Origin of the sequence: Comamonas sp. wu1-DMT, from assembly GCF_040187805.1 — a bacterium.
GTDB classification, from domain to species: Bacteria; Pseudomonadota; Gammaproteobacteria; order Burkholderiales; family Burkholderiaceae_C; genus Comamonas; species Comamonas thiooxydans.
Genome location: NZ_JBANEM010000010.1, coordinates 150,884 through 162,623, shown reverse-complemented (window position 1 = coordinate 162,623; position 11,740 = coordinate 150,884). Strand labels below are relative to the sequence as shown.

Genomic DNA, 11,740 nt, shown 5'->3' with positions numbered 1-11,740 from the left:
GAGTCTCAATAGGCCAGAGCCGAGCGTGAGGCTTCTGCGTTGCCGGCACTGTGACTGTGCGGGGATTGTGAAAGGGCTGCAGGCAATGGTGCACGCATCGGCGCTTGGCTTGTCGGCTGCATGGCGAGCTGTGTACCCAGTGCGAGTTGGAGTCGGGCCTGCGACACGCGCAGCAACTGCTCGCAAAGCTGCGTGCTGGCAGTCTGCATCTGGCGTTGCCGCGCCAGATGGCCAGCCAGCAGGCTGCTCAGCAAGCGAGCCTCGGCCACCTGGGCTGCACTCAGGCAGGTCACGCTCATGCCGCGCCGGGGCTGTGCGCTCAGCAGTCCTTCATGGCATAGCAGCTTCATGGCCTCGCGCACAGGAGTGCGGCTCACGCCAAACTCCTGCGCCAGTGCTCCGTCATTGATGTCCGATCCGGGCGGTAACTGATGGCTAAGAATGCGCTCGCGTAGCTTGTCGGCGATGGCAATGCACAGGGAATGGGCTTGCATGGGCTGGGCAGACATTGCTGGAGCTTACTGGCGTGCCTCGATAGGCACGAAATGAAGGTCGTCCGGGCCTGTGTAGTTGGCGCTGGGACGGATGATCTTGTTGTCCTGGCGCTGCTCGATGATGTGCGCCGCCCAACCGCTGGTGCGGGCAATCACGAACAGCGGCGTGAACATGGCGGTGGGCACGCCCATCATGTGATAGCTGACGGCGCTGAACCAGTCGAGGTTGGGAAACATGTTCTTGACTTCCCACATCACCGACTCCAGACGTGCGGCAATGTCGTACATCTTGGTGCTGCCAGCTTCGTCCGACAGCTTCTTGGCCACGCCCTTGATGACCACATTGCGGGGGTCGCTCACGGTATAGACCGGGTGGCCGAAGCCGATCACGACCTCCTTGGCATCCACGCGGCGGCGGATGTCGGCCTCGGCTTCGGCCGGGTTGTCATAGCGCTTCTGGATCTCGAACGCCACTTCGTTAGCGCCGCCATGCTTGGGTCCGCGCAGCGCGCCGATCGCCCCGGTTATCGCCGAATACATATCGCTGCCCGTGCCTGCCACCACGCGGGCCGTGAAGGTCGAGGCATTGAACTCATGCTCGGCATACAGATTGAGCGAGGTATGCATGGCACGTACCCAGCTCTCGGACGGCTTGGCACCATGCAACAGATGCAAAAAGTGCCCACCGATCGAGTCGTCGTCTGTTTCAACTTCGATACGGCGGCCCGAGTTGCTGAAGTGATACCAGTAAAGCAGCATGCTGCCCAGGCAGGCCATCAGGCGGTCGGCGATATCGCGGGCGCCAGGAAGATTGTGGTCGTCTTTCTCCGGCAGCGCGCAGCCCAGGGCGGAGACACCGGTGCGCATCACGTCCATGGGATGGCTGGCGGCGGGTAGCTGTTCCAGCGCAGTCTTCACGCTGCCGGGCAGGCCGCGCAAAGCCTTGAGCTTGGCTTTGTAGGCCCTGAGTTCGGCGTGGGTGGGCAGCTTGCCGTGTACCAGCAGGTGGGCAATCTCCTCAAACTCGCAGACCTCGGCAATGTCCAGAATGTCGTAGCCGCGGTAGTGCAGGTCGTTGCCGTTCCTGCCCACGGTGCACAGTGCCGTGTTGCCTGCTGTCACGCCGGAGAGGGCGACGGACTTTTTTGGCCTGAAGCTTGCGGCGGCGTGGTTAATGGCGGTTGAAGATATTGGGGATGTTGGGGCTGTCACAGTGCTCATGGGTGTCTCCTTTGGATGTGCAGTGCAGGTCCTTGCCGGTCTGCGATACTTCGCAATCTACGCATTTGTTTTTTATGCGTACAGAGCTGAATTGGTGAATGCTTGCGAAGGTGATTGCATGTATTTGAAAATTTTGCGAATCTTTGGAGCGGCAATAGGGAGCAGGTAAGTGGCCAAGACATTCATGGGCGTGCGTCTGCGCAGCCTGCGTGCCGAGCGTGGTCTTACGCAGGCTGCGCTGGCCCAGGCGCTGGAGTTGTCACCGAGCTATCTGAATCAGATCGAGCAGGATCAGCGCCCGCTCACGGTGGCCGTGCTGCTCAAGATTCACAGGGTGCTGGGCGTCGATATCCAGCAGTTCTCCGAGGATGAGGAGGCCCGCTTGCTGGCGCAGCTGCGCGATGCGGTGGCCGCCATGCCTCAGCCAGAAGGTTCGGTGCCGCTTCCCGAGCTGCGTGAGGTCGCAGCCAAGCTGCCGCAGCTGGCACAGATGCTGCTGGCCATGCACCAGCGTCACCTGGCAGACGCCGAGCGGCTGGAGGCCTTGACCGCCCATCTGGGTGATGGCCGCGCCGGGCCGGATGCCGACACCTCAGTTCACAGAGGTGTCGCCGGGAATGGCGCAATGGCAGGCCTGCTGGCTGAGCCCTTGCGCCAGATGCCGTTCGAGGCGGTGCGTGATTTCTTTTTTTCCCACCGCAATTACCTTGATGCGCTTGATCGTGCAGCTGAAGCGCTGGCTCGGCAGGCTGCAGAGCAAGGCGGTCATCTGCATGATTGGCTGCAATACCGGCTGCAGGCACGACATGGTGTATTGGTTCTGCATGCTCATGTCGGGACCGCTGAGAAAGCGGGCAGCCATAGGCGCTACGATGCGCTCACGCGCACCTTGTATGTTGCTCCGCAACTGAGTCCCATGCAGCAGGCATTTCAGCTGGCTACGCAACTGGCGCTGCTGGAGTTTGATTCACTGATTGAAAGGGAGCTGCAAAGCGTTCCCTGGCAGGACGAGGCCACGCGCCGGCTGGCACGCATGGGGCTGGCCAATTATGTAGCCGGGGCATTTGTGCTGCCATATGGGGAGTTCTTGCGTGCAGCCGAAGGCCTGCGCTACGACATAGACTTGCTGGCAAAGCACTTCGGTGTGGGCTTCGAGACCGTCTGCCATCGTCTCTCAACCCTGCAGCGAAGCGATGCGCCGGGTGTGCCGTTCTTCTTTATACGAGTGGACCGGGCCGGCAATATCAGCAAGCGCCAGTCGGCCACGCATTTTCATTTCTCCAAGACAGGCGGCACCTGCCCGTTGTGGGTGGTGTACGAGGCTTTTACCCAGCCGGGCCGCATAGTGCCCCAGCTCGCCAGCATGCCGGACGGGCGCGTCTACCTGTGGATTGCTCGCACCATCAGCCATGCTGGCCAGGGCTGGGGGGCTCCAGGCAAGACCTTCTCCATCGGCCTGGGCTGCGACTTGCAGCACGCCGCGCGGCTGGTGTATTCCCAAGGCATGGATTTGCGCAATATAGGAGCGGCCACACCTATCGGCATGGGCTGCAAGGTATGCGAGCGCAGCGCTTGCCCGCAACGTGCTTTTCCGTACGTAGCCAAACCGCTCAAAGTCAATGAAAACGAGAGCGGATTTGTCCCCTATGGCGGTTAGTTGCTGCTGCCATGTGCGGTGAAGTTGAGAGGATGCATCTGACGCTGGATTGCTGTCACCAACTGATTAACAGGTGTGAAAATGCATTGGAGCAGAAATCTGTATTGTATTTATTGCTATTTATTTGATAGCTTTCCGAGAAAATTTGCTTAGTCTTCTTGGACGATGGGCTGAGGGCGATTTCTTCATACGCTGTCTCCAAGTTTTGATTGCACATCAACAAGGAGACAAGAATGCGTTTAGCCGGAAAAGTTGCCGTGGTCACGGGGGCGGGCCAGGGCATGGGGCGAGCGATTGCACAGCGTTTTGCCGATGAAGGAGCCACTGTGGTGGCCGTGGACTTGAATGAAGAAGCAGCCAGGCAGACCCTGGAAGGCAAGGGCAGCAAGCATCTGGCCCGTTCCTCCAATGTGGCTGACAGCGCTGCGGTTGATGCGCTGTTTGTCGAAATCCGCGAAAAGCTGGGCGCCGTCGACGTGCTGGTGAACAACGCCGGCGTAGGCTCGGTGGACCAGTTTGCCGATATTCCTGACGCGACCTGGGAGCGCGTGATTGGCGTGAACCTGAACGGCGCGTTCTACTGCGCCCGTGCCGCCGTCAAGCAGATGCAGGAAGGCAAGGGCGGTGCCATCGTCAATATCTCCAGCACCTCGGCTGTCAGCGGTGACGGTCCGGCGCACTATTGCGCTTCCAAGGCCGCCCTGATGGGCTTGACCCGTGGCATGGCCAAGGAGCTGGCGTCCAAGAAGATCCGTGTGAACACACTGGTTCCCGGACCCACGAACACGCCCATGATGCAGGGCATTCCCCAGGAGTGGGCCGATGCCATCATCGCCGGCGTGCCCATGGGCCGCATGGCTGAGCCAGAAGACATCGCCAAGGTGGCAGTGTTCCTGGCCAGCGACGACAGCGGCTTTGTGACGGGGCAGAACGTGGCAGTCAACGGCGGCAGCGCCTTCCTCTAAGGAGAGACAAGCATGAGCAAGCGTCTGGAAGGAAAGATTGCGTTTGTGACCGGTGGTGGTTCCGGTATCGGCGCCGCAACGGCTGAGCGTTTCGCACAGGAGGGGGCAACCGTGGTGATCTGCGGCCGCCGCAAGCAGCCTCTCGACGAAGTCGTGGCCAGGATCAAGGCTGCAGGCGGCAGTGCCGAGGCCATCGTGGCCGACGTGGGCAACGAAGCCCAGTTTGTCGGAGCGCTGGAGCAGACTGCCAAAAAGCATGGCAGCCTGGACATTCTGGTCAACAACGCCATGGCCTACACCTGGGGTGGCATCGACGGCATGACCACGGCGGACTGGCATGCCAACTTCAGCACATCGGTGGACGGCACTTTCTGGGGAACGCGTACTGCGCTGAAGCTGATGGGGCCCAAGGGTGGTTCCATCGTCAATATCAGCTCCATCTGCGGCACGCTGGGCACACCTTTTATGTCGGGTTACTCGGCAGCCAAGGCGGCCATCATCAACTTTTCGCGTGCAGCGGCTGCCGAAGGTGCTGCAGCAGGCATCCGCGTGAACGTGGTGATCCCGGCGGTGGTGGAAACGCCTGCCACGGCCGGCATGCTGGCTGATGAGGCATCGCGCAAGAACACCGAAAAACTCATTCCCATGGGGCGCGTGGGTCAGTCCGGCGAGCTGGCCAATGCCGTGCTGTTTCTGGCCAGCGACGAGGCCAGCTATGTGACAGGTGCCGCCTTGCCCGTGGATGGCGGCCGCTCCGCGGTGCTGGTGACGGCACTGTAAGAAAGAGGCTGAAGAGATGAGTGAACCCGTGAATCAGTGGCCACAAACGCTGGAAGAGCGTATCGACAGGCTGGAGTCGCTGGATGCGATTCGTCAACTGGCTGGCAAGTATTCCCTGTCGCTGGACATGCGCGACATGGACGCCCATGTGAACCTGTTCGCTCCCGATATCAAGGTGGGCAAGGAAAAAGTGGGGCGGGCGCATTTCATGGCCTGGCAGGACAGCACGCTGCGTGACCAGTTCACGGGAACCTCGCACCATCTGGGCCAGCACATCATCGAGTTTGTGGATCGAGATCACGCCACCGGCGTGGTCTACTCCAAGAACGAGCATGAATGCGGTGCCGAGTGGGTCATCATGCAGATGCTGTACTGGGACGACTACGAGCGCATTGACGGCCAGTGGTACTTCCGTCGTCGTCTGCCCTGTTACTGGTATGCCACGGATCTGAACAAGCCACCGATTGGCGACATGAAGATGCGCTGGCCCGGTCGTGAGCCCTACCATGGCGCTTTCCACGACCTGTTCCCGAGCTGGAAGGAGTTCTGGGCCCAGCGCCCCGACAAGGATGAGTTGCCGCAAGTGGCCGCGCCCGCGCCGCTGGAGCAGTTCCTCAAAAGCATGCGCCGTGGCACACCTGCGCCTCGCATGCGTGTGCGCTAAGGAGCCGGCATGAGTCAAACGCTTTTCACTCCCATCCAGCTGGGCAAGATTGCTCTGCAGAACCGCGTGGTCATGGCCCCCATGACGCGCAACCGCGCCGATGCCGATGGCACGCCCACCGACATCATGGCCGAGCACTATGGCCAGCGCGCTGATGCCGGCCTGATCGTGGCTGAAGGGGCCTGGCCCGAGGTCACGGGTCAAGCCTACTGTCGTCAGCCCGGCATCGAAACTGCCGCTCATGTGCGCGGCTGGCGCCGTGTGACGGACGCCGTGCATGCGCGTGGCGGATCCATCGTGCTGCAAATCATGCACTCCGGTCGTATCGGCAGCAGCCATATCAAACCCGCTGGTGTGCGTTCCGTATCGGCGTCCGCCATTCAGGCTCAGGGCAAGATCTGGACCGATGCGGCAGGCATGCAGGATTTCGACCAGCCCCAGGCATTGACCACCGAAGAAGTGCGCAAGGCGATTGCCGGGCATGCTGCGGCTGCTCGGCGCGCCATGGATGCGGGCTTTGACGGCGTCGAGCTGCATGGCACCAGCGGCTATCTGAGTCTGCAGTTCCTGCATTCCAGTACCAATCAGCGTACCGATGAATATGGTGGCAACGCCAGCAGCCGCTCACGTTTCGCCGTGGAATGCCTGGGCTCCATGGGAGAGGCCATCGGCATCGATCGCGTGGGGCTGCGCCTGAACCCCGGCAACACCTTCAATGACACAGCGGATGAAAACTCCGCGGCAACCCATGCCGAGCTGATGCGTCAGGCCGCCAAGCTGGGCATTGCCTATCTGCATGTGATGCGTGCAGTCTTCGATCCTTCAATCGATGCCTTCAAGCTGGCGCGTGAGAACTTTGGCGAGAACCTGATTCTCAACGATGGCTTTGATGCGCAAAGCGCCGAAGCCGCGTTGCAGGCAGGCGAGGGCAAGGCGGTATCTTTTGCGCGGCATTTCATCGCCAACCCCGATCTTGTGCAGCGCATGCGCCAGGGCCTGCCTTTGGCCAGGTTTGACCGCAACACGCTCTACACCCCTGGTGCCAGGGGCTACAACGACTATGCGTCTGCAGAGGAAGTGCAGACCGTCTGATCCATCAAGAAACTGAGTTCATCGTGTTGGCCGCATTCCCGCATGGGGGTGCGGCCTTTTTTTTTTGTACCGAGGGTTTTCACGGCTGTCGCAAGGGTGTCGGTTCGGCCTGTTTCAAAAGGTTGAAAGCAATCTAGTCTATTCCGCTGAAATACATGCTGATTCTTGTATGAGTGCTATTAAATTTGGGTGATGAAGCGGCAAATCGTTAGTCTCAATGGACGATGTTTGCAAAGGCTCTCCTCTTCAGAATCCTCTGCATCACTAAAGGATTTGGGTTGGAGGCCCCGACATCATGATGGAAATACGTGGACTAGCGTACGTTGTTGCCGAGAGCTCTGATTTGGATCGCTGGGTCAGCTACGCACGTGACGTGCTTGGCATGATGCCGAGCACCACTGCCGATGGCGATCTGCTGATCAAGATGGATGAGCGTCAGTTCCGCTTCCAGGTTCAGCCTGGCAGCAATGACAGATACTCCGCATCCGGTTGGGAGGTGGCCAACAAGCAAGCCTTCGAGCAGGCGCTCGAGGTGTTGCAGGCTGCTGATGTGCACTACGAAATGGGCCGCCCCGAGCTGTGTGCCAAGCGCCATGTGCAGGAGTTGGCCATCGTGATGGATCCGTCCGGAAACCGTCATGAGATCGTCTGGGGCTTCAAGTCCGACTTCAGCCATTTCGCATCGCCCCAGGGCGTGTCGCGCTTCATCACCGGTGACTATGGTCTGGGCCACACCGTGCTGCCTGCTCCCGACTTTGACAAGACCGTGGCCTTTGTGCGCAATGTGCTGGGCTTTGGCCTCTCGGATATTTACAACTTTAAGCCCGCAGGCGATGCCGGCCCCACGGTCCGAATCCACTTCTTCCACTGCGCCAACGCTCGTCACCACAGCCTGGCGCTGGCCGAATTCCCTTCTCCCTCGGGTTGCGTACACGTGATGGTGGAGGTGGACAACATGCCCGAAGTGGGCCGCGCCATGGACCGCATGCAAAAGAGCCAGGTCAAGCTCTCTGCCACTCTGGGTCAGCACACCAACGACAAGATGATCTCGTTCTACATGAAGACGCCCTCCAACTTCGACCTGGAGTTCGGCTATGGCGGCGCCATCATCGACTGGGAACACCACATCACGCACGAGTTCACGACCGTAAGCCTCTGGGGGCACGACTTCAGCGTGGGCCGCCCTGAAAACAACTGATAGGAGGCTTGGAGACATGGCCAATAAATTGATGACAGCGAAGGACGTTGTGGCATCCATCAAGGACGGCATGACGATCGGAATTGGTGGCTGGGGGCCCCGGCGCAAGCCCATGGCCCTGGTGCGCGAGCTGCTGCGCAGCCCCGTCAAGGATCTGACCGTGGTGGCCTATGGCGGTGCCGATGTGGGCATGCTGTGTGCGGCAGGCAAGGTCAAGAAGTTGATCTTCGCCTTCGTGTCGCTGGACTTCATCCCGCTGGAGCCGTACTTTCGCAAGGCCCGCCAGAGTGGTGAGATCGAGGTCATGGAAATTGACGAAGGTCATATGGTGCTGGGCCTGAAGGCTGCCGGCATGCGCATTCCCTATATTCCCACCCGAGTCGGTCTGGGCACCGATGTGCTCAAGCACAACAGCTCCATTCGCCTTATCGAATCGCCCTACGACGGCAAGGAGTGGGTGGCGATGCCCGCCATCAATCTGGATGTGGCCCTGCTGCACGTGGATCGCGCGGACTCTCGCGGTGTCTGCCAGATTGCCGGTCCCGATATCTATATGGACGACCTGTTTGCGCGAGCCGCAACCAATACGTTTGTGAGCTGCGACGAACTGGTCGAGTCCAGCAGCTTCGAGTCGGAGCAAGCCGCTCGCCTGGTGTTCTGGGAGCGCTCTGAAACCACAGGTGTCGTGCATCTGCCCGGCGGTGCTCACCCATCGTCCTGCGCTCCTCTGTATGGCTTTGATGTCAAGCACTTCAAGGAATACGCGGCCAGCAGCAAGGAGGAGGGCGGCTGGAGCAGCTACCAGCAGAAATACGTGCAGTGCACGGAGCAGGAATATCTGGAAAAAGTGGGTGGCATGGAAGCAATCAAGCGCCTGCCCTTGCCCGTGTTCTGAGGAGGCACAGAGATGAGTGAAATTGCATTGGTAGATCGCGTCATCTGCGCCGCGGCACGTGCCTGGGAAAACGACGGCGAGGTGTTGGCCACCGGCATTGGCCTGGTGCCACGTCTGGCGGCTTCGCTGTGCATGCGTTCCATCAACACCGCTCTGATGATGACGGACTCCGAAGCCTGGGTGGTCAATGAACCCGTGCCCGTAGGTCCACGAGGTGAATACAAGATCAAGCGTGAAAGCTGGATGGGTTTCTCGCGCATCTTCGACAACGTCTGGGGAGGCAAGCGCCACGCCATGGTGGGTCCCGTGCAGGTGGACCGCTTCGGTCAGGGCAATATTTCCATGGTGGGCAGCGACTACGCTCGTCCCAAGTCCATGATGCTGGGGGTGCGCGGCTTCCCCGGCAATTCGATCAACCACGCGAATTCCTTCTTTGTGCCCAACCACAGCACCAAGGTTTTTGTCCCGGGTGAGGTCGATGCCGTGGGCAGCGTGGGCTACAACCCTGCGCGCCTGGCCAAGGGCTGGACGCTGGAGGAGACCACCGACATTCGCTTCATCTTCACCAATCTGTGTGTGATGGACTTTGGCGGACCCAGTCATCAAGTGCGCCTGGTGTCGCTGCATCCCGGCGTGACGGCGGCGCAGGTCAAGGAGGCCACGGGCTTTCCGATCCATGTTCCCGAGAGCGTGGGTGTGACACCTGATCCCACGCCCGAGCAACTGGCCTTGCTGGCTCAGCTCGATCCGCACAATCTGCGCGCTACGGCCATGGGAGTCTGATATGGATGATGCATCCAGCGAATTTGTGACACGCGAGGACAAAGCCGTCTATGAAACGGACGAGCCCGTTCTCTATAGCGTGGACAACGGCATTGCCACGGTCATCATGAATCGGCCCACGTTCAACAACGTGCAGAACTCGCAGATGACCTATGCGTTGGATGCTGCATTTCGCAAGGCGACCGATGACGATCGCGTCAAGGTCATCGTGCTGCGCGGCGAAGGCAAGCACTTCAGTGCGGGTCACGATATCGGCACGCCCGGCCGAGACATCAACAAGTCCTTTGACCGTGCACACCTGTGGTGGGATCACACCAACAAGCCCGGCGGCGAGCAGCTGTTTGCCCGTGAGCAGGAGGTCTACCTGGGCATGTGCCGGCGCTGGCGCGACATCCCCAAGCCCATGATTGCCATGGTGCAGGGGGCATGCGTGGCGGGCGGTCTGATGCTGGCCTGGATCTGCGACCTGATCGTGGCCAGCGACGATGCGTTTTTCCAGGATCCCGTGGTGCGCATGGGCATCCCCGGTGTGGAGTACTTCGCCCACGCCCACGAACTGCATCCGCGTATTGCCAAGGAGTTCCTGCTGCTGGGCGAGCGCATGCCGGCAGAGCGCGCCTATCAGATGGGCATGGTCAACCGCGTGGTTCCGCGTGCCGAGCTCGAGGATCAGGTCTATGCCATGGCCCAGCGCATGGCGGCCCAGCCGCGTCTGGGCCTGGCGCTGACCAAGATGGTCGTCAACAAGGCCGAGGAGCTGCAGGGCCTGCGTTCCACCATGGACATGGCTTTTGGCTACCACCACTTTGCTCACGCGCACAGTCAGGCGATGGGCATGGGGCAACTGGGCGGCCAGGATGCCAGGTCCATGGCAAAGGCCAATAAAGAAGAGTCAAAGGCATGAGCAATATGAACGATATGGGCAGTCTGCGCACTCCTATCTGCGACCTGCTGGGGTGCCGCTACCCCGTCATCCAGACGGCCATGGGCTATGTGGCGGGCGCTGATCTGGTGATAGGTACTACCAACGCCGGCGGCTTCGGCTTTCTGGCCGGCGCCACCATTCCCGCCGACAGGATCGAAGCCGAAATTCTGCGTGTCAAGCGCGAGACCGATGACCAGCCTTTCGGCCTGAATTTCCATATGTTCCAGCCCAACGCTCAGCAGTTGCTGGACCTGGCTGTGAAGCATCGTCTGCGTGCCGTCAGTTACGGCCGAGGTCCGGACAAGAAGGTGATCGGCCGTCTGCGTGATGCCGGCATCGTCTGCATGCCCACAGTGGGGGCCTTGAAGCATGCTCAGAAGGCGATCGAGATGGGCGCCAATGCCATCACCGTACAAGGCGGTGAAGGGGGAGGCCATACCGGCAGCGTTCCCACCACGGTGCTGCTGCCTCAGGTAGTGGATGCGGTCGATGTGCCCGTGATTGCCGCAGGCGGCTTTTATGACGGCCGTGGCCTGCTGGCTGCTCTGGCCTATGGCGCATCGGGTATTGCCATGGGCACGCGGTTCTTGATGACCAGTGATTCCAAGGTGCCCGCCGCCACGCTGCAGCGCTATCTGGCTGCAAGGGATGCGGAAAAGATCGCCATCTCGCATCTGGTCGATGGCATGCCCCAGCGCATGATTCCCAACGAATACCTGGCCATGCTCGAAAAAGCCAGCCCCATGAAGCGCTTGCGCATCGCCCTGGGTCTGGCATTGCAGTGGAAGGCCGAGACCGGCATGACCACGGGCCAGGCCTTGAGCATTTTCATGAAAGCCATGCGCGAAGACTCGTCTTCCGTCGCCCAGACCGTGATGGCTGCCAATGCCCCCATGTTGTTGCAGCGCTCCATGGTCGATGGCAATCCCGCAGAGGGCGTGATGTCTGCCGGCCAGGTGGCCGCGCTGATTGGCCGGCTCGACAGCTGTGAGGAAGTGATAGGCGGAATTGTCCGCCAGGCCATGGACCGTCGCAACGCATTGAACGCATTGACTCCCGCATAACA

Annotated in this window: 12 protein-coding genes; 10 read left to right on the top strand and 2 right to left on the bottom strand. The window is 60.6% G+C overall.

Annotated elements, in window-relative coordinates; all coding sequences use genetic code 11:
• Positions 1-5: 5 nt before the first annotated feature.
• Positions 6-494, bottom strand: a complete 489-nt coding sequence (locus V8Z78_RS15710; RefSeq protein WP_223305660.1) for a GntR family transcriptional regulator — start codon at positions 492-494, stop codon at positions 6-8.
• Between the two features lie 24 nt (positions 495-518).
• Positions 519-1,715, bottom strand: coding sequence for a bifunctional 2-methylcitrate synthase/citrate synthase (gene prpC / locus V8Z78_RS15705; protein ID WP_081033915.1), 1,197 nt, complete (start codon positions 1,713-1,715; stop codon positions 519-521).
• 169 nt (positions 1,716-1,884) lie between these two features.
• On the opposite strand from prpC, the gene V8Z78_RS15700 reads away from it, so the two are divergent.
• The 10 genes from V8Z78_RS15700 to V8Z78_RS15655 all read left to right on the top strand — a co-directional run bounded on the left by V8Z78_RS15700 (position 1,885) and on the right by V8Z78_RS15655 (position 11,738).
• Complete coding sequence (locus V8Z78_RS15700; RefSeq protein ID WP_034363669.1) at positions 1,885-3,372, top strand: short-chain fatty acyl-CoA regulator family protein; 1,488 nt, start codon at positions 1,885-1,887, stop codon at positions 3,370-3,372.
• Positions 3,373-3,605: 233 nt separating this feature from the next.
• Positions 3,606-4,337: an SDR family NAD(P)-dependent oxidoreductase gene (locus tag V8Z78_RS15695; RefSeq protein WP_004341349.1), complete on the top strand. Its 732-nt coding sequence runs from the start codon at positions 3,606-3,608 to the stop codon at positions 4,335-4,337.
• Positions 4,338-4,349: 12 nt separating this feature from the next.
• Positions 4,350-5,117 (top strand): SDR family NAD(P)-dependent oxidoreductase, encoded by a 768-nt coding sequence (locus V8Z78_RS15690; protein ID WP_004341345.1) that lies wholly within the window; start codon positions 4,350-4,352, stop codon positions 5,115-5,117.
• 16 nt (positions 5,118-5,133) lie between these two features.
• The gene (locus V8Z78_RS15685) at positions 5,134-5,781 is read left to right on the top strand and encodes a nuclear transport factor 2 family protein (protein ID WP_004341341.1); all 648 of its coding nucleotides are present in this window, start codon (positions 5,134-5,136) and stop codon (positions 5,779-5,781) included.
• Between the two features lie 9 nt (positions 5,782-5,790).
• Complete coding sequence (locus V8Z78_RS15680) at positions 5,791-6,873, top strand: alkene reductase (protein WP_004341337.1); 1,083 nt, start codon at positions 5,791-5,793, stop codon at positions 6,871-6,873.
• A gap of 295 nt (positions 6,874-7,168) precedes the next feature.
• Positions 7,169-8,071, top strand: coding sequence for a VOC family protein (locus V8Z78_RS15675; protein WP_046461329.1), 903 nt, complete (start codon positions 7,169-7,171; stop codon positions 8,069-8,071).
• 16 nt (positions 8,072-8,087) lie between these two features.
• The gene (locus V8Z78_RS15670) at positions 8,088-8,966 is read left to right on the top strand and encodes a CoA transferase subunit A (protein ID WP_003078407.1); all 879 of its coding nucleotides are present in this window, start codon (positions 8,088-8,090) and stop codon (positions 8,964-8,966) included.
• 12 nt (positions 8,967-8,978) lie between these two features.
• On the top strand, positions 8,979-9,749 hold the full coding sequence (locus tag V8Z78_RS15665; RefSeq protein ID WP_349731655.1) for a CoA-transferase subunit beta: 771 nt from the start codon (positions 8,979-8,981) through the stop codon (positions 9,747-9,749).
• A gap of 1 nt (position 9,750) precedes the next feature.
• Positions 9,751-10,653 (top strand): enoyl-CoA hydratase, encoded by a 903-nt coding sequence (locus V8Z78_RS15660; protein ID WP_349731654.1) that lies wholly within the window; start codon positions 9,751-9,753, stop codon positions 10,651-10,653.
• The gene (locus V8Z78_RS15655) at positions 10,650-11,738 is read left to right on the top strand and encodes an NAD(P)H-dependent flavin oxidoreductase (protein ID WP_004341321.1); all 1,089 of its coding nucleotides are present in this window, start codon (positions 10,650-10,652) and stop codon (positions 11,736-11,738) included. Before V8Z78_RS15660 ends, V8Z78_RS15655 begins: the two co-directional genes overlap by 4 nt.
• Positions 11,739-11,740 lie beyond the last annotated feature (2 nt).

Bases quoted from the DNA above. Each gene is read 5' to 3' on its own strand.
- V8Z78_RS15710 (WP_223305660.1), bottom strand. From the start codon at position 494: ATGCAAGCCCATTCCCTGTGCATTGCCATCGCCGACAAGCTACGCGAG.
- prpC (WP_081033915.1), bottom strand. From the start codon at position 1,715: ATGAGCACTGTGACAGCCCCAACATCCCCAATATCTTCAACCGCCATT.
- V8Z78_RS15695 (WP_004341349.1), top strand. From the start codon at position 3,606: ATGCGTTTAGCCGGAAAAGTTGCCGTGGTCACGGGGGCGGGCCAGGGC.
- V8Z78_RS15690 (WP_004341345.1), top strand. From the start codon at position 4,350: ATGAGCAAGCGTCTGGAAGGAAAGATTGCGTTTGTGACCGGTGGTGGT.
- V8Z78_RS15685 (WP_004341341.1), top strand. From the start codon at position 5,134: ATGAGTGAACCCGTGAATCAGTGGCCACAAACGCTGGAAGAGCGTATC.
- V8Z78_RS15680 (WP_004341337.1), top strand. From the start codon at position 5,791: ATGAGTCAAACGCTTTTCACTCCCATCCAGCTGGGCAAGATTGCTCTG.
- V8Z78_RS15675 (WP_046461329.1), top strand. From the start codon at position 7,169: ATGATGGAAATACGTGGACTAGCGTACGTTGTTGCCGAGAGCTCTGAT.
- V8Z78_RS15670 (WP_003078407.1), top strand. From the start codon at position 8,088: ATGGCCAATAAATTGATGACAGCGAAGGACGTTGTGGCATCCATCAAG.
- V8Z78_RS15665 (WP_349731655.1), top strand. From the start codon at position 8,979: ATGAGTGAAATTGCATTGGTAGATCGCGTCATCTGCGCCGCGGCACGT.
- V8Z78_RS15660 (WP_349731654.1), top strand. From the start codon at position 9,751: ATGGATGATGCATCCAGCGAATTTGTGACACGCGAGGACAAAGCCGTC.
- V8Z78_RS15655 (WP_004341321.1), top strand. From the start codon at position 10,650: ATGAGCAATATGAACGATATGGGCAGTCTGCGCACTCCTATCTGCGAC.